This window comes from Permianibacter fluminis (genome assembly GCF_013179735.1).
GTDB lineage: Bacteria > Pseudomonadota > Gammaproteobacteria > Enterobacterales > Permianibacteraceae > Permianibacter > Permianibacter fluminis.
The window spans coordinates 1,498,152-1,514,960 of record NZ_JABMEG010000001.1; the positions used below are offsets into that span (position 1 = coordinate 1,498,152).

14 protein-coding genes are annotated in these 16,809 nt (G+C 58.5%); 6 read left to right on the forward strand and 8 right to left on the reverse strand.

Going from position 1 to position 16,809, the window contains the following annotated elements:
- Positions 1-219: 219 nt before the first annotated feature.
- On the reverse strand, positions 220-2,316 hold the full coding sequence (locus tag HPT27_RS06520) for a sodium-translocating pyrophosphatase (RefSeq protein ID WP_172240673.1): 2,097 nt from the start codon (positions 2,314-2,316) through the stop codon (positions 220-222).
- 727 nt (positions 2,317-3,043) lie between these two features.
- On the opposite strand from HPT27_RS06520, the gene HPT27_RS06525 reads away from it, so the two are divergent.
- Positions 3,044-3,358, forward strand: coding sequence for a hypothetical protein (locus tag HPT27_RS06525; RefSeq protein WP_172240676.1), 315 nt, complete (start codon positions 3,044-3,046; stop codon positions 3,356-3,358).
- Between the two features lie 156 nt (positions 3,359-3,514).
- Here the strand turns inward: HPT27_RS06525 and HPT27_RS06530 are convergent, their stop codons facing one another.
- Positions 3,515-4,312, reverse strand: a complete 798-nt coding sequence (locus HPT27_RS06530; RefSeq protein ID WP_172240679.1) for an ABC transporter permease — start codon at positions 4,310-4,312, stop codon at positions 3,515-3,517.
- The gene (locus tag HPT27_RS06535) at positions 4,309-5,277 is read right to left on the reverse strand and encodes an ABC transporter ATP-binding protein (RefSeq protein WP_172240682.1); all 969 of its coding nucleotides are present in this window, start codon (positions 5,275-5,277) and stop codon (positions 4,309-4,311) included. The genes HPT27_RS06530 and HPT27_RS06535 overlap by 4 nt, the downstream gene beginning before the upstream one ends.
- 398 nt (positions 5,278-5,675) lie before the next feature.
- Here HPT27_RS06535 and HPT27_RS06540 point away from each other — a divergent pair, with 398 nt between their 5' ends.
- Entirely contained in the window at positions 5,676-7,886 is a 2,211-nt protein-coding gene (locus HPT27_RS06540; RefSeq protein WP_172240685.1) for a putative bifunctional diguanylate cyclase/phosphodiesterase, read from the forward strand.
- Positions 7,887-7,922: 36 nt separating this feature from the next.
- Here HPT27_RS06540 and HPT27_RS06545 read toward each other — a convergent pair whose 3' ends face one another.
- The 4 genes from HPT27_RS06545 to HPT27_RS06560 form a co-directional block, all read right to left on the reverse strand.
- Positions 7,923-8,693 (reverse strand): DUF2310 family Zn-ribbon-containing protein, encoded by a 771-nt coding sequence (locus tag HPT27_RS06545; protein WP_172240688.1) that lies wholly within the window; start codon positions 8,691-8,693, stop codon positions 7,923-7,925.
- A 114-nt stretch (positions 8,694-8,807) separates the two neighbouring features.
- Positions 8,808-9,428 carry a flavin prenyltransferase UbiX gene (locus HPT27_RS06550; protein ID WP_172240691.1) on the reverse strand — a complete coding sequence of 207 codons (621 nt, stop codon included), beginning with the start codon at positions 9,426-9,428 and terminating at the stop codon, positions 8,808-8,810.
- A 345-nt stretch (positions 9,429-9,773) separates the two neighbouring features.
- Complete coding sequence (mpl, locus tag HPT27_RS06555; RefSeq protein ID WP_172240694.1) at positions 9,774-11,123, reverse strand: UDP-N-acetylmuramate:L-alanyl-gamma-D-glutamyl-meso-diaminopimelate ligase; 1,350 nt, start codon at positions 11,121-11,123, stop codon at positions 9,774-9,776.
- 20 nt (positions 11,124-11,143) lie between these two features.
- Complete coding sequence (locus tag HPT27_RS06560; RefSeq protein WP_172240697.1) at positions 11,144-11,653, reverse strand: hypothetical protein; 510 nt, start codon at positions 11,651-11,653, stop codon at positions 11,144-11,146.
- 153 nt (positions 11,654-11,806) lie between these two features.
- Between HPT27_RS06560 and HPT27_RS06565 the strand changes: the two genes are divergently transcribed.
- The 4 genes from HPT27_RS06565 (at position 11,807) to HPT27_RS06580 (ending at position 15,935) form a co-directional block, all read left to right on the forward strand.
- Positions 11,807-13,096 carry a 6-phosphofructokinase gene (locus HPT27_RS06565; protein ID WP_172240700.1) on the forward strand — a complete coding sequence of 430 codons (1,290 nt, stop codon included), beginning with the start codon at positions 11,807-11,809 and terminating at the stop codon, positions 13,094-13,096.
- 184 nt (positions 13,097-13,280) lie between these two features.
- On the forward strand, positions 13,281-14,141 hold the full coding sequence (locus HPT27_RS06570) for a THxN family PEP-CTERM protein (protein WP_172240701.1): 861 nt from the start codon (positions 13,281-13,283) through the stop codon (positions 14,139-14,141).
- A gap of 323 nt (positions 14,142-14,464) precedes the next feature.
- Entirely contained in the window at positions 14,465-15,295 is an 831-nt protein-coding gene (locus HPT27_RS06575) for a THxN family PEP-CTERM protein (protein WP_172240702.1), read from the forward strand.
- A 217-nt stretch (positions 15,296-15,512) separates the two neighbouring features.
- Positions 15,513-15,935 carry a hypothetical protein gene (locus tag HPT27_RS06580; RefSeq protein ID WP_172240703.1) on the forward strand — a complete coding sequence of 141 codons (423 nt, stop codon included), beginning with the start codon at positions 15,513-15,515 and terminating at the stop codon, positions 15,933-15,935.
- Positions 15,936-15,974: 39 nt separating this feature from the next.
- Here HPT27_RS06580 and HPT27_RS06585 read toward each other — a convergent pair whose 3' ends face one another.
- Positions 15,975-16,598: a TetR family transcriptional regulator gene (locus HPT27_RS06585; RefSeq protein ID WP_172240704.1), complete on the reverse strand. Its 624-nt coding sequence runs from the start codon at positions 16,596-16,598 to the stop codon at positions 15,975-15,977.
- Positions 16,599-16,809 lie beyond the last annotated feature (211 nt).

The window sequence follows — 16,809 nt, forward strand, 5'->3', positions numbered from 1 at the left end:
GCTGCATCCGAGCTACGTTTGGTCGATATCTGCGCTGGCTCATAGGCTCTCATCTCTTGCTGGTGGGCTTCGATGGTCAGCTGGGTTTGTTCCTGTCGCTCAGCTTCAATCGGCGGGACACGCATATGCACTGAAGCAAGCGCATATCGCAAATTCCGGAATATTCGAGCGAAACAAAAAGGGCAGCCGAAGCTGCCCTTTTTGTTTCAGCGTAAGACCTTACGCAACCAGCGGCACAATCAGCAACGCAACGATGTTGATGATTTTGATCAGCGGGTTGACGGCGGGGCCGGCGGTGTCCTTGTAGGGGTCGCCGACGGTGTCGCCGGTGACAGCGGCTTTGTGGGCTTCGCTGCCTTTGCCACCGAAATGACCTTCTTCGATGTACTTCTTGGCGTTATCCCAAGCACCACCACCGGTGGTCATCGAGATGGCGACGAACAGGCCGGTGACGATGGTGCCCATCAACACGCCACCAAGTGCACGCACGCCTGCACCGGGGCCCATCAGCCAGTTCAGGGCAAACGCGGTGATGATCGGCACCAATACCGGCAGCAAGGACGGGATCATCATTTCCTTGATCGCCGCTTTGGTCAGCATGTCGACCGCGCGGGAATAATCCGGCTTGGCGGTGCCTTCCATGATGCCGGCGATTTCCTTGAACTGACGACGCACTTCGACCACGACGGCGCCGGCGCTACGGCCGACCGCTTCCATGGCCATGGCACCGAACAGATAAGGAATCAGACCACCGATAAACAAACCGATGATGACGGCCGGATCGTTCAGGCTGAACGCAAACGATTTACCAACGCCTTCAAGCGCGTGAGTAAAGTCGGCAAACAGCACCAGTGCGGCCAGCGCAGCAGAGCCGATTGCATAACCTTTGGTGACCGCCTTGGTGGTGTTGCCAACCGCGTCGAGCGGGTCGGTGACATCACGTACGGCTTTCGGCAGTTCGGCCATTTCGGCAATACCGCCAGCGTTGTCGGTGATCGGACCGTAAGCATCGAGTGCAACGATGATGCCGGCCATCGACAGCATCGCGGTTGCTGCGATGGCAATGCCGTACAGACCGGCCAGCGCGTACGCCGCCCAGATCGAAACGCACACTGCCAGCACCGGCCACGCGGTCGATTTCATCGAGACACCGAGACCGGCAATGATGTTGGTGCCGTGACCAGTAGTGGATGCTTGTGCGATGTGTTTGACCGGATGGAAATCGGTGCCGGTGTAGTACTCGGTAATGATGACCAGCAGGCCGGTCAACGCCAGACCGATAACAGATGACAGGAACAAGCGCAGCTGACCGCCGCCACTGATACCCATCACGCTGTCCAGCGCGTTGTCTGGAATCACCTTGCCGGTGACATACCAGAACACCGGAATCGCCAGCAAGCCCGACACGATCAGGCCTTTATACAGCGCGGTCATGATCTTCTGACCGGGCGTGTGCTTGACGAAGAAGCAGCCGACGATGCTGAGCAGAATCGACGCGCCGCCGAGCACCAGCGGATACAACACCGCTTCGCTGGCGAAACCTTTCAGCATCAGCGCGCCGAGCAGCATGGTCGCGACAATGGTCACCGCATAGGTTTCAAACAAGTCAGCGGCCATGCCGGCGCAGTCACCGACGTTGTCGCCAACGTTGTCGGCGATCACGGCCGGGTTGCGCGGATCATCTTCCGGAATGCCGGCTTCGACTTTGCCGACCAGATCGGCACCGACATCAGCGCCCTTGGTGAAGATGCCGCCACCGAGACGGGCGAAAATGGAAATCAGCGAGGAGCCGAAACCGAGGCCAATCAGCGGATGAATGACATCGCTGAGCACGGCGCCTTCGGCGGCAGTGGCTTGCAGATACGCGTAGTAACCGGCGACGCCACCCAGACCCAAACCAACCACCAGCATGCCGGTGATGGCACCGCCACGGAAGGCGACATTGAGCGCGGCATTGATGCCGCTCTTGGCCGCTTCGGCGGTGCGGACGTTGGCGCGCACCGATACGTTCATGCCGATGTAACCGGCCAGGCCCGACAGCACGGCGCCGACCAGAAAGCCGACCGCAGTCGTCCAGCCCAGAGCCGGCACGAAGCCGATGATCAGGAACAGCACGACACCGACGGCGCCAATCGTGGTGTATTGGCGATTGAGATAGGCTTGCGCGCCTTGCTGAATGGCAGCGGCGATTTCTCGCATCCGCTCATCGCCGGCCGCTTGACCCAGAATCCACTTGCTCATCAGCGCGCCGTAGACCACGGCGACGCCGGCGCAAATCAGCGCGAAAATGAGACCTGCATTTGCTGCAAAAGCCATCCAACGTTCTCCTTCAGGCAGTACAAACCGGATCCACGGTGGTGGATCGTTCTGCTCAGCCACTGCGAGAAGAACATCGAGAAGAACGCTGTGCCTGGCGGTGCCGCGCGAACGCAGCGATGCCAGTCCCCCACAAAACGTGGCGACAACCATCGCAAGCTGTTGCCGGTGCCCATACGCGCACCTGACCCCAGTTCACGACAACGCCTGAACTTCCCGGAGCAGCTGATTATTTTTCCAAACTGTTTGTTATGCGAAACAGCGGTTTCTCTGTGCTCCAAGGGTTGGAGAGCGGGCTCTCCGTACGTCAGGCCGGCCGTTGTTGCACGCAGGCGCGCAACACCCCTTGTCGGTCGGTCTGCGGTGGTTATACCTGAAAATACTTACCGGCAGGACGGGCCAGGCCAATTCTTTGCCGCTTTGTTGTTGTGCGATGCAGCAGTTGCCGGAATTGTGGACAAAGCCGGCGATCTTTTGAGCAATGGCGGGCAGATTGCGGTACCGACAGATGTTGTCAGCATTCTTTACCACCAATCCTGGGCCAAATTGGGACGCAGAAAAAATGCGGTTTGATTTCAACAACTTGCCGAAACGGCATTCAGCTTGCTTTACAACACCGATCAAAGCACGGCTGTTCCGCGAGAGTACATGTTAAATGTCTGAAGTCCGTCACGAACCTGCTCCTTCTCCCTGGCGTGGTGCCTGCACGCACTGCGGGGGTCAGCTTATGCGGGTGCATCGGCGCCCCATCGCCGGTGGCATGCCGTTGTGGGCCGCCGCCAGCATCGCGCTGATGGTTACCGGCGCCACCATTCTCAGTGTCATGGAAGCCCATGGCTGGCCGTTCGGCGTGGTCGCGTTTCTGGCCGGCCTGTGGCTGGGCGTGCACCGGTTCGAGCGCTGGCAGTGCCGGCGCTGCCGGACCATGTACCGCGAGCTGGTCGGCGAGGGCAGCAACAATACCGGCAAGAACACGATGGGCAGCAGCCGGATCAGCAACGACAAGCTGAGCGACGACAAGAGCTTGCGCGCGCATTCGTGAATGCCTGCGTGTGACGGGCCCGGTGTGCCAGACCTGATTTGCAAGAAGCGGTTTGCCTGACCTGGTTTGTAGAACAAGACTTCGCAATAAAAAATGGCCATCTGCAGGTGGCCATTTTTTTGTCTCGGTTTTTTTGTTTCGGTGTTGCACGTGCCATTAACTACGCAGGCCGGTACCGCGACGCAACAGCCACATGGCGTACACCGTCAGCACCACCAAGCCGGCGCTGAGCAGGCCAAAGGCCAAGCCAATGTTGACATCGGAATGGCCCATGAAGCTGTAACGAAAGGCATTGACCAGATACAGCACCGGGTTGAAATGTGAAATGGTCTGCCAGACCGGCGGCAGCCAGCTGATCGAATAAAACACGCCGCCCAAATAGGTCAGCGGAGTTAGCACAAAAGTCGGAATGATCGAGGTGTCGTCAAACTTCTTGGCGTACACGGCATTGATGAACCCGCCGAGCGAGAACAGCGCCGATGCGAGCAGCACCAGCGCCAGCATCAAGCCCCAATGCTGAACCTGCAGTGGCACGAACAACAAGGACAAGGTCGTCACGATGATGGCGGTCAGCAGGCCACGGCTGACACCGCCGAGCACATAACCGAGCAGCAGAATGCCATCCGGCACCGGCGCCACCAGCAGTTCTTCAATGCTGCGCTGGAACTTGGCGCTGAAAAACGATGACACCACGTTGGCGTAGGAGTTGGTGATCACCGACATCATCACCAATCCCGGCAGGATGTATTCCATGTAGCTGACGCCGCCCGCCGAGCCAATCCGGCTGCCGACAAAATTGCCGAAAATCATGAAATACAGCGTCGTGGTAATGGCCGGTGGCAGCAGCGTCTGCGGCCAGATGCGGACATAGCGGGCGATTTCCTTGCTCAGAATGGCATGCAGCGCAATGCGGTTGTTGTGGCTGAGCGAGGTGCTGAACAGATGACGACTCATGACGCGGCTCCCGCGGCGGGCGGCAGCGGGTTGGGCGCCGCCCCGGTATTGCCCTGCACCAGATTCACAAACAATTCCTCCAGTCGATTGGCCTTGTTGCGCATCGATGTGATGGTGATGCCATGCTGGCCGAGCAGGGTGAACAATTCATTGAGACCCTGACTGCGTTCGACGTCGACTTCCAGACTGTGCTCGTCGAGCCGGCGCAGCGGATAGCCGGACAGTGTCGGCAAAATCGGCGGCAACTGCGGTGAATCCAGAATGAAGGTTTCCTGATGCAGGCGGGCCAGCAATTGCTTCATGCTGGTGTTCTCGATGATCTGGCCTTTGTCGATGATGCCGATGTTGCGACAAAGCATTTCCGCTTCTTCCAGATAATGCGTGGTCAGCACAATGGTGGTGCCGGCCTGGTTCAACTCGCGCAGAAAGGTCCACATCGACCGGCGCAGTTCAATGTCGACGCCTGCCGTTGGCTCATCGAGAATCAGCAGCTTGGGTTGATGCATCAGCGCCCGCGCGATCATCAATCGCCGCTTCATGCCGCCAGAAAGTTGTCGCGACTGACTATTGCGCTTGTCCCACAGGCTGAGCTGGGTCAACAACACTTCGGCGCGTTGCAACGCCAGCGGTCGTGGCACGCCATAAAAGCCGGCCTGATTGACCACGATTTGCAGCACGGTTTCAAACTGGCTGAAATTGAATTCCTGCGGCACCAAACCGAGCTGACGTTTGGCGGCGTTGAAATCCGTATCGATATCGATGCCAAAAACCTTGATCGCACCGCCGCTCTTGCGCACCAGCGAGCTGATGATGCCGAGCGTGGTCGATTTGCCGGCGCCGTTCGGACCGAGCAGGGCATAGAAGTCCCCTGCTGCGACCGTCAGGTCGATGCCTTTCAGCGCCTCAACGCCATTGCTGTAGATCTTGCGCAGACCGGTGATCTGCAGTGCCGGGGCCTTGCTCATGCCGGGACTTTCCTCATATCGAGACCATATTCATTTTGGGGCCTGCTACATCTCCGGGCCCTTAACCTCTGTGGTTCTGCTTCATTCAGCGCTTGCTACATCCCGATACATCGTTGATGTCCGGGCGGGCCTGCTGACGCTACTGCCGAGGTGCCAGGCTGTGACGCTTGCGGTGAATTCGGAAAACTTGTCTGCGATCAGCTGGCGGGTCCGCTTGCTGTCGTACGCTTGCCGCCGACACTGCCGAATTGCCGCGAAACTGTGATCGCGGCAGCAATTGGCGAAAAAAGCGCCAATGTGATTGCGAGCGCCGGATTATAGCCGCTATAGTCCGGCCGGGCCGCCAACCAACACTGATGATAATGGCCACAAAGCCTTTCCTTTTTGGGACTTCTCACTTGTCACTCTCGCGGATCACCGGCGGGCTGGCAGCGCTGTCGGTGCCAACCGCGCAGGCGGCCGATACTGTGCTCAGCGTGTCGGCGTCCGGGCTGTTGCTGATCGCCGGCATTCTGACCGGCGTGCTGTTCTGGGAACGGCGCAGCCGCCAGCAACGCGAACGCGAATGGCAGCAACTGCAAACCACGCGCGAACATCTGCAATCGGCGCTCTGGGGTTCCGGTGATGGTGTCTGGGACTGGAATCTCAAGACCGCGACCATCACCCGCATGGGCGTTGCCGAGATGCTCGGCTACCCGGCCGCCGAGCTGGCGCCGACCAGCACCGCCATTTATTCCCTGATTCACCCGGATGATCGCGAACGGGTGCTGCGCAGCATCGGCGGCCATCTGGCCGGTCGTCGTGACAACTTCGAACTGGAATACCGGCTCCGGCACAAGGACGGCAGTTGGTGCTGGGTGCTTGATCGCGGCCGCTTGGTCGCACGCGATGAAAACGGTGCACCGCTGCGTTTCGCCGGCACCACCAAGAACATCACCGCCCGCAAACAAATCGAACAGGAATTGCAGTTGTCGGCGACCGTGCTTGAGCACATGGCCGAGAGTGTGGTCATCACCGACACCCGATTCCGGATTGTCCGGGTCAATCAGGCGTTCTGCCGTCATTTTGGTTACAGCGCTGACGAAGTGCTCGGTGCCGACACTGCCTTGTTCAATTCCAGCCAGCATGAGCACGCGGTTTATCATCAACTGCGCGATCAGCTGGAGCGCGACGGTCGCTGGCTGGGCGAGTTGTGGCAACGGCTCAAGGACGGCAGCGAGCGCCTGATGTCGCTGGATCTGCAAGCGGTGACCGACCAACTGACTGGCCAGGATTGCTATGTCGGCGTGATGTCCGATATCACCGAACGGCGTCGGGCTGAAAACGAACTGCGCTATCTGGCCAATTACGATTTTCTGACCGGTCTGCCCAATCGCAAACAATTTCAGGAACGGCTGCAAAGCGCGCTGATGCAAGCCGGCTCACCGGCGTTTGCCTTGCTGTTTCTGGATGTTGATCACTTCAAGCACGTCAATGACACGCTCGGCCATGGTCACGGCGATCATCTGCTGCAGCAAGTGGCCAATCGCTTGCGTCAGTGCGTGGCCGATGAAACCTTGGTGGCGCGGCTCGGCGGCGATGAATTCATTGTGCTGCTGCCGGGTCAGCTCAATCAGGCTGAAGCGCTGGCGGCGCATATCGTTGCCAGTTTCCGCGAGCCGTTCATGCTGGCCGAACAGGAAATCGGTGTCTCGCCCAGCATCGGCATCAGCTTGTATCCGCAGCACGGCACCGACGCCGGCAACTTGCTGAAATTCGCCGACATTGCCATGTACCGCGCCAAGCACCGCGGCCGCGGCGTCTGGCAGATTTACGAACGCGACATGGACGAGCCGGCGGTGCGGCGCCTGCAGCTGGAATCGGCGTTGCGGCGCGCGCTCGAGCGCGACGAGCTTGAGCTGTGGTTTCAGCCGCGCTGGGATTTGAACGAAAACCGGGTGACCGGATTTGAAGCACTGGTGCGCTGGCAATCGAGCACGCTCGGGGCGATACCGCCGGATGAATTCATTGCCATTGCCGAAGACAGCGGTCTGATTGACGCCATTGGCGAATGGGTGCTGCGCGAAGCCTGTCGCGAGGCCGCCTCATGGTGGCGACAAGGCAAGCCCTGGCGCGTTTCGGTCAACCTCAGCGCCCGGCAATTGCAGCGCGCTGATTTGCCGGACCGGGTCAGTGCCCTGCTGCGCGAATACGGCCTGAAACCTGCGGCACTGGAACTGGAACTGACCGAAAGCATTTTGCTGTCGGCACCACTGCATCATCTGCCACTGCAAGCGCTGCGTGGTTTGGGTGTGCGGCTGGCACTGGATGATTTCGGCACCGGCTATTCGGCGTTTGCTTACCTGCGCCGTTATGGCTTCGACACCCTGAAAATCGCCCGCGATTTCGTCACCGACATGGATCGCGACGCCAGCGCCGTCGCCATCACTGCCACGCTGATCGAACTTGGCCACAAACTCGGCATGACCGTGGTTGCCGAAGGGGTCGAAAACAGCGTCCAGCGCGAACGCCTGCGTCAGCTCGGCTGTGAAGAAGTGCAGGGTTATTTTGTCGGCGTGCCAGTACCGGCCTCGGATTTGATGCGCGATTTGCCGGAAATTATTGGCTGACACCAGACTGCAGTGGGGTGCAATGCCATGCGTTCATTATTTCTGCACATCCCACGCAATGTTCGACAGCAAATGACAATGGTCACATTTAAAATCGAACAGGTTGTGAATTGGTCTGTTCGTGCTCCAAGCTCCGCCACACGATGGACAACGACGTTGCTGCTCAGTCAAAAAATCGCTGCCGCTAGCTCGATAGAGGTAGTAGTAAAACGGTTTGCCTGTAGCGTTTGACATGGTCGCGCATATATCTCGGCCAGTGCTGGTGAGGCTGCTATCCAGCTCTGAGAGCTGCGCGGTCGCGGGTTCCTCTAGGACGCTACAATTCATCTGAAGGCTGTCACAAGACTGATAGTCTGACTGCCAACAGATGACCTCATAGAATTCTCCACTTTGCAATGGCGAAAATCGATATAACGGAATCACGCCAAAGCAGTCCATGCAGCGGATTGGCGACTCGAGCGATAGAAATGTTGTAAAAAGTGCAAATCCGCTCGGGTCGGTACACGAGCAGAGCTTCGCTCCTTCGATACTCTCGCCGACACGCTGGGAAGTGATTTCTACTCCATTAGTTGCAGCGGTTGCTACGGCCTTTCGAACAAATTCGCTAGAAAAACGTTCGTCTAAAGCGAATGGTTCCGGTGTGTTAGCAAAAACACAGCACTTGTCTTTTTCAATGTGCGATGTCCATTCTCGTCCACAAACTTGGCCATTCATTCGCAATGCTGATAGGTATCCATTCAGCAGGTCAGCAAGATTTTCCAATAAGAAGCTTCGATCGAATGAAAAAATAATTTTATGCACATGCATATCTATGAACTTCCAAACGTCATGAGATGAGGCAGTCCGGGTCGCAAGGCCCAACCGTTAGTGAATCCGGTTAGCAAGTCGTTTGGCTTTGAGCCTCAGCCCAAGCCATCCTCGCTACCCCTGTTCGCCGCCATAGCCCCAGCGCGGCGCCAAGGCCTGCGGCACGCCGAGATGGTCGAGAATGCGGGCGACCATAAAATCTACCAGGTCATCGACTGATTTCGGGGTGTGATAAAAGCCCGGTGCGGCCGGCATGATCGTCACGCCGAGCTGGGCGAGCTTGAGCATGTTTTCCAGATGTATTGCCGAGAACGGCGTTTCGCGCGGCACCAGAATCAGCTGGCCTTTTTCCTTGATCACGACATCGGCGGCGCGTTCGATCAAGTTATCGCTGGCACCGACCGCAATGGCGGACAGTGTGCCGGTGCTGCAGGGACACACGACCATTTGTTTGGGGGCGCTGGAGCCGCTGGCGACGGCGCTGAACCAGTTGTCACGCGCCAGCACTTCGATTTTGTTGTCCGGCAATTGCAGATGCTGCTGCAGTTTCAACTGGCATTCGCGGGTCGCTTCCGGCAGTTTCAGACCGGATTCCGTTGCCAGCACCACGCGCGCTGGTGGCGACAGCAGCACATAGATTTTGTCGTAATGACTGGCGAGACATTGCAGCAAGCGCAATGCGTACGGTGCGCCGGAAGCGCCGGTAATGGCGAGGGTGATGGCGCGTTCAGTCATGTGAGGTTCTCCGCCGTTCTTGGTGCAGTTTGTCGGTTTCTGCAGTGGCCTTGGCCGCGAAATACCAGCTCGCTGGTCTCGTAGACAGCCCCCTCACCCCAACCCTCTCCCGCGAGGGGAGAGGGAGTCGTGTTGCGCGGGCTGCGATAGAAACGCTTGCGTCAACCAGCGCGAAACTTGAATACCGGTTCATTTCGCTGCAAAAGTCTGTAGGAGCGGCCTTGGCCGCGAAAGCTTAGGTGTGACGTGGCCTGAATCGCGATTTGAATCTTGACCTAAATCGCGGCCAAGGCCGCTCCTACGAAATTCGGTGTTGCGCTGCTCGGAAGCATGGGGCACGCACTGTCATGCGGCAAAGGCCGCCAGCAATTTGTCGTGGATGCCGCCGAAACCGCCATTGCTCATCACCAGCACGTGATCGCCGGGTCGGCACATGGCTTTGGCTGCTTCAACAATAGCATCGACCTCGGCATAGGTTTGCCATGGCTTGCCGAAATCCGTCGGCACGTTCGCTTGCCACGCCAGGTTGCCGGGTTTGTGCAGCAGCACGGCATCGGCGCCGGCCAGCGAGGGCGCCAACGTGTCTTTGTGCACGCCCATCTTCATTGTGGCGGAACGCGGATCGACAATCGCGATGATACGTGCCGCGCCGACTTGCGCCCGCAAACCGGCCAGCGTCGTCGCGATGGCAGTGGGGTGGTGGGCGAAGTCATCGTAAACGCGAATGCCGTTGGCTTCGCCGCGCAATTCCAGTCGGCGTTTGATGCCGTTGAAGTGCGCCAGTGCCGCGATGCCTTGCGCCACTGGCACGCCACAATGACGGGCTGCGGCGAGTGCGGCCAAGGCGTTGTGCCGGTTGTGGCCGCCGAGCAGCGACCAGTTGACCCGACCTTGCAGCTGGTTCTGCCAATAGACATCAAAGCTGTTGTCGCGCTCGTTGATGTTGCGTGCCTGCCAGCCGAGCTCATCGTGCAGTTTTTCCTGCGCGCTCCAGCAGCCGCGTGCCAATACTCGCGCCAGCGCGGCATCGTCGGCCGGATAAATCACTTTGCCTTCGCCGGGCACGGTGCGCAGCAGATGGTGAAACTGGGTTTCGATGGCGGCGAGATCCGGATAGATGTCGGCGTGATCAAATTCCAGATTGTTCAGAATGGCCGTGCGGGCGTGGTAATGAACAAATTTGGAGCGCTTGTCGAAAAACGCGGTGTCGTATTCGTCGGCTTCGATGACAAAAAACGGCGCGTTGCCGAGCCGGGCTGAAATACCAAAATTGCTGGCGACGCCACCAATCAAAAAGCCGGGTTGCAAACCGGCGTAATCGAGTATCCAGGCGACCAGGCTGGTGGTGGTGGTTTTGCCGTGGGTGCCGGCAACGCCAACGACCCAGCGCTGCTGCAGCACGGCGTCGGCCAGCCACGCGGCGCCGGATTGATAACGCAAACCGCGATTCAGCACATATTCGACCGCCGAATTGCCGCGCGACAGCGCATTGCCGATCAAAACGAGATCCGGTGCCGGATTGAGCGCCGCCGGATCGTAGCCGCTGTGCAGACGGATGCCGGCATCAGCCAACTGTGTGCTCATCGGCGGGTAGACGTTTTCATCCGAGCCGCTGACGGTGTGGCCGAGCTCGCGCGCCAGCAGCGCGAGGCCGCCCATGAAGGTGCCGCAAATGCCGAGGATATGAATATGCATGATGTGACGAGTCGATTCCGTTAAGCAAAAATGAGCTGATAAAGGCCGTAGCGTAGCGCGAACAGCAGCACGGCCAGCGCCAGTGCGCGCGGCAACGGCCAGTCCAGTGCATGGCGCAGAATATGACCGCTGACGGTTACGCTCCACAGCAGCAGGGCGATCAATAGCAGCGGCAGCAGGCCGGCGCGATCACCGAGCGAGCGGATGAGCCAGCTCAGCGGCCACAGCAGAAAATTGAGGATGGCGGCGCAGCCGAGTACTGCCGTCAGCGTTTGCAATAAGCGCGCTTGTTGGCCGGCGGCGTGCAGCAGCAAGGGCCAGATCAGCAAACTGATGGCCAGGGAAAAACCGGTGCGCAGCATGGCGTCGGCAACCGACACGCTGAGCGTGAACACCAACACGCCGCTCAGAAAGCAGGCCAGCATGGCGAAGCGCAGCAAGGCGGGCGCGGCAGGGAGATCCTGTGGTCCGCGCTGCAGCTGGCAAATCGGCCAATGGAGCCGCCAAAACAGCTGCAACAACGAGAACATGGACGCTACCGCAGTGGTGAAAAGCCTGCGCTATTATGCCGGGTGCCGGTGATCAGCGTCCATGCGAGCGACGGATGCTGGCGGAATTGTCAGGGGCGGTCTCAACATTTTCTGCCGGGATTCAGGCCCGGCGGCAGCGAGGGAGCAGACGGTATGGCGAGCAGTCGCAGCAAGGCCAAGGTGTACAACGCGTTTTATGCCCAATCCGGTGGCGTCACAGCCGTCATCAATGCCTCGGCGGCCGGGGTGCTGGAAACCGCGCGCAAATACCCGAAGAAAATCGGCAAAGTGTTTGCCGGTCGCGACGGCATCATCGGCGCGCTGCAGGAAAACCTGATCGACACCAGCGGCGAGAGCGTGGCGGCGATCGCCGGACTCAAGCACACCCCGGGCGGCGCCTTTGGCTCCTGCCGCTACAAGCTGAAATCCATCAGCCAGAGCCGGGCCGAATACGAGCGTTTGCTGGAGGTGTTTGCCGCCCACGATATTCGCTACTTCTTTTACAACGGCGGCAATGACTCCATGGATACCGCCAACAAGGTCGCTCAAGTGGCCGCTGAACACGGTTATCCGCTGACCTGCGTCGGTATTCCGAAAACGGTCGACAATGATTTGCCGATTACCGACAACAGCCCGGGTTTCGGCTCGGTCGCCAAGTATGTCGCGGTGTCGATTCGGGAGGCTGGTCTCGATGTGGCCTCGATGGCCAGCAGCTCGACCAAGATTTTCGTGCTGGAAGTGATGGGCCGGCATGCCGGCTGGATCGCGGCTGCGGGTGGCCTTGCCAGTGAAAAAGCCGGCCAGCCGCCGCACATCATCCTGTTTCCGGAAGTGGCGTTTGACCCGGAGAAATTTCTGGCGCGGGTGGATGCCTGCGTCAAGCAATACGGTTACTGCGCGCTGGTGGTGTCGGAGGGGGTCAAGAATGCCGATGGCAAATTCCTGGCCGAGGCCGGCACCGTCGATGCGTTTGGCCACAGCCAGCTTGGCGGCGTGGCGCCGGTGATCGCCCAGCTCATCAAGGATAAGCTCGGCTACAAGTATCACTACGCGGTCGCCGATTACCTGCAGCGTTCGGCCCGCCATATCGCCGCGAAAACCGATCTGGAGCAGGCCTACGCGGTCGGCAAGGCGGCGGTCGAGTTCGCGGTCAAAGGCCACAGCGCGGTGATGCCGGTGATTGTCCGCAAGAAAGGAGCGAAATACGCCTGGGAAATCGGCATGGCCCAGCTCAGCGATATCGCCAATGTCGAGCGCAAGATGCCGGCCAACTTCATCAGTTCGGACGGTTTTCACATCACCGCCGCCTGCCGACGGTATTTGCTGCCGTTGATACAAGGCGAAGCCTATCCGCCGTATCAGGATGGCTTGCCGGCCTACGTCCAGCTGAAGAACCGGGCGGTGAAGAAGAAACTGGCGCCGTGGACTGCGCCGGGCAAGTAGCGGGTGAGTGAGGCGGACCACGGCCGGGAGATTTGGCCGTGGTCATTAGTCAACGGGCTTTACAGTCGTTGTAAAAAGCGACGGGAATTCCTTTTTAACTTGTTCATTTTAAAGGGTGATTTATTTTTGGCATGGGGCTTGCTTTGTTTTCGGTGTCCTGTATTTCTAACCCACGGAGTGGACCATGCGCTTTATCAAACAACTCTTCATTGCTGGTGTCGCCCTGGCTGGTGCCAGCGTAGCAAGCGCAGATCCGGCTATCCCGGCTTTCGGTTTCGAAACCACCACTGGTTTTCTGAACACTGGCTGGCACTGCGAAGGCGGTGGCATTGATGCCAACATCTGCAACATGAATTTCAGCCAGCTGAACGGCAATGGCAGCTATGACCGGCTGGCCTGGGGTGTGCCTTCGTCAATTCAGGGCGGACTTCCTGCCAATCGCTCGCAGAGCTATTTGCAGATCACCAATCTGGCTGGCTCGATCATCACCAACGGCGGTTGGGTCGACATCAACTATTTCGACCACTACAACCACATCATCACCATCGCCGGCGGCAACATGGAAGGGGTCAACATCTCCGGCCTGTTCGAAATCACCTCGCCGATTTCGGTGGGTATCCCGGGCGTCAACAGCGTCTATTTCGACGAGACCCCGAACCTGAACGCCCGTAACTGCCCGGGCCCGAACCCGAACCACAGCGCCTGCGATGATATTTTCGTCACCAGCGGCCTGAACGGCTCGGCACCGATTTTCAATGACGGCAACGGCTGGTACATCCTGTCCTTCCAGTTCTTTGCTGGCGCGGGCACTACGATTGTCGACAACGGTGACGGCACTTTTACCATTTACACCACCGAAGCCTGCTCGACTGACGGTTTGGCCGGTTGTGGGGTCGGTGAAACCTATGTTCCAGGCTTCAGCCGCCTGATCACCCAGGCTCGTATCGACTACATCGCCATCCCGGTTCCGGCTCCGGAAACCTTGGCGCTGCTCGGCCTGGGTCTGATGGGTTTTGCCCTGCGCCGTCCGCGTAAACAAGGCTAATCCCGCGCGATTGATATTTGTTGCAGTACTGAAAGGCGACCTTCGGGTCGCCTTTTTCTTGCGCCAATTCTTGCTTCAATGACAGGCCGTTCACGGCCCTTTGGCGACGGGCCAATCCCCTTGGTCGGCCTGCGTCCGGATTGATTAGCGGCGCATGTGTACCGGATATGACCGGTTTACCGCTGTCAGGCGGGTTTACAAATCCACCCAACCGGAATTCCGGTTATTTCGCTAACTCATTGGTTCATAAGGTGATTCGTCGAGCTGGCATGGTAGATGCTCTGATACCGTCAGTTTCAACCCGTGATCCCAAGGAGTGGACTATGCAACTCAAGAAACTGTTGTTGGCCGGCTTGATGCTGGCTGGTGCTGGCACTGCCAGTGCCGACCCAAGTATTCCGGCGTTCGGTTTTGAAACCACGACCGGTTTTCTTGATGATGGCGCTTGGACGTGCCAAGGCAGTGCTGCCGGTAACAACACCTGCAGCATGAATTTCGGCAACCTCAATGGCAATGGCAGCTATGACACGCTGGCTTGGGGTACGGAATCGAATCCGGATGATTCCCAAAGCTTCCTGAATATCACCAATATCGTTGGTTCCATCATCACCAACGGCGGTTGGGTTGATATCAACTATTTCGACCACTACAACCACATCATCACCAATGCTGGCGGCAACATGGAGACCGTTAATATCTCCGGTCTGTTCGAAATCACCTCGCCAATCTCGGTTGGTATCCCGGGTGTGAACAGCGTCTATTTCGACGAAACCACCAACATGAACTCGGTTAACTGCCCGGGCCCGAACCCGAACGGCAGCGCCTGCGATGACATTTTCGTCACCGGCGGCCTGAATGGTTCAGCTCCGTTGTTCTGCGATGGCGGCGGTTGCTACATCCTGTCCTTCCAGTTCTTCGCTGGCGTGGGCACCACCATTGTGGATAACGGTGACGGCACCTTCACCATCTATACCACCGAAGCTTGCTCGACCGATGGTCAAGCCGGTTGCGGCGCTGGCGAAACTTATGCGCCGGGCTTCAGCCGCCTGATCACCCAGGCTCGCATCGACTACATCGTCCCGACTCCGGAAACCTTGGCGCTGCTTGGCCTCGGTCTGGTCGGTTTCGCGATGCGTCGTCCGCGTAAGCAATAAGCGGTAAGCAATTGGCCGGGAATTTCCCGAGCAAGAAAAAGGCGACCCTCGGGTCGCCTTTTTCTTGGCAAAATTTTGCTGCGGTTTTGTGGCAATTGAGCCGCTAAATACAGCAGCTGAACTACCGCCTGAACACAACAGCGGAACACGACACCTGAACACAACAACTACACACAACAACTACACGTAACAACTACACGCAACTGAGTGAACGAAAATGGGGCGCAGTATCTTGGCGGTGTTTGCAGGGCTATTGATGGGAGCGATGGTGACAGCCTTGATCGAGTGGGCTGGCTATCAGTTGTATCCAGTGCCGATAGGTTTGGCCGACGTCGACGCCGCCATGGCCGATTACCTTCGTAATGCGCCGGCTGGTAGCGTGCTGATGTCGCTGGCCTGGTTCTTTGGTGGCTGTGACGGTGCTCTGATCGCGGCGTGGTGGGCGCCACAACAACCCTGGCGCCACGGCTTCATTGTGGTGGCGATATTGTTGCTGGTGGCGGCGCTGATGCTGCTGCAGGTGGCGCATCCGGCGTGGCTGAACTGGGCGGCACCGCTGACGTATTTTGTGGCCGGTTTAGTAGGTTGCAAAGTGGGCAGCATGCTGCATGATAAACGCCGTGCCGGTATCGCACGCTAGATCGCGGTTGATTCCCGAAATCAGCTTGTTGCCTGCGCCTCACACCGGCTGTCGGCGCAGGCCCTCGAAAAACAGATCAACCAGTTTTTCCGCGTCGGCATCCAGATCAAAATACTCCGGCTCCAGCAGCCAGTTGTAGACCAGACCATCGACATAGCTGAACAGCGCCATGGTCGCCAGGCGGGCGTTGCAGTTTGCCGGCAATACACCGGCCGCAATCGCTTCCTGAAAGCGTTGCTCCACTTCGGTTGCACATTCATTGCGCGATTCCAGATGACGCTGTTTCAGCGGCAGCACGTCATCGACGTATTCGCACTTCTGCAAAATGATGGTGGCGATAGCGCGGTGGTGCGGGTCGCGCACCGTTTGCCGCAGCACGGCAATGGCGTTGAGCCGGATTTGCCCGAGCAGATCATCCGGCACCATGGCTTCCGCTTGCTCCCGCATGTCTTCCAGCGGCAACCGTACCCGTTCCATCAGCGCATCGATCAGATCCATTTTGTTGCGGAAATGCCAATAGATGGCGCCGCGGGTCAGCCCGGCGTTTTCGGCAATCTCGTTCAGCGAGGTGTTGGTGACACCTTTGTCGCTGAATACCCGTTCGGCCGCATCGAGCAGCTGCGAACGGGTTTCGAGGGCTTCCTCTTTGGTACGTCTAGCCACCTGTCACCTCGTTGTCAGTAGCACTGGAGGATACTGACGGCCGTCTTAAGGCCTGCTTGCGATTGTCTTCGCCACGCTGTCGGCATGGCTCATCGAACAAACCTGTACATAAGTACTTGATTTCACGACGCTATAAGCGCCACGTGGGAAGCATTCTATCTTGGAATTTACAAACATGCATGGTTGTATGTAAGATGCCATCCAAATTCGG

What these genes read in the sequence shown, in the direction of transcription:
- HPT27_RS06520 (WP_172240673.1), bottom strand. Translation starts at nt 2,316, where the DNA reads ATGGCTTTTGCAGCAAATGCAGGTCTCATTTTCGCGCTGATTTGCGCC.
- HPT27_RS06530 (WP_172240679.1), bottom strand. Translation starts at nt 4,312, where the DNA reads ATGAGTCGTCATCTGTTCAGCACCTCGCTCAGCCACAACAACCGCATT.
- HPT27_RS06580 (WP_172240703.1), top strand. Translation starts at nt 15,513, where the DNA reads ATGGGGCGCAGTATCTTGGCGGTGTTTGCAGGGCTATTGATGGGAGCG.
- HPT27_RS06525 (WP_172240676.1), top strand. Translation starts at nt 3,044, where the DNA reads ATGCGGGTGCATCGGCGCCCCATCGCCGGTGGCATGCCGTTGTGGGCC.
- HPT27_RS06550 (WP_172240691.1), bottom strand. Translation starts at nt 9,428, where the DNA reads ATGACTGAACGCGCCATCACCCTCGCCATTACCGGCGCTTCCGGCGCA.
- HPT27_RS06545 (WP_172240688.1), bottom strand. Translation starts at nt 8,693, where the DNA reads ATGCATGTGCATAAAATTATTTTTTCATTCGATCGAAGCTTCTTATTG.
- HPT27_RS06575 (WP_172240702.1), top strand. Translation starts at nt 14,465, where the DNA reads ATGCAACTCAAGAAACTGTTGTTGGCCGGCTTGATGCTGGCTGGTGCT.
- HPT27_RS06535 (WP_172240682.1), bottom strand. Translation starts at nt 5,277, where the DNA reads ATGAGCAAGGCCCCGGCACTGCAGATCACCGGTCTGCGCAAGATCTAC.
- HPT27_RS06560 (WP_172240697.1), bottom strand. Translation starts at nt 11,653, where the DNA reads ATGTTCTCGTTGTTGCAGCTGTTTTGGCGGCTCCATTGGCCGATTTGC.
- HPT27_RS06570 (WP_172240701.1), top strand. Translation starts at nt 13,281, where the DNA reads ATGCGCTTTATCAAACAACTCTTCATTGCTGGTGTCGCCCTGGCTGGT.
- mpl (WP_172240694.1), bottom strand. Translation starts at nt 11,123, where the DNA reads ATGCATATTCATATCCTCGGCATTTGCGGCACCTTCATGGGCGGCCTC.
- HPT27_RS06565 (WP_172240700.1), top strand. Translation starts at nt 11,807, where the DNA reads ATGGCGAGCAGTCGCAGCAAGGCCAAGGTGTACAACGCGTTTTATGCC.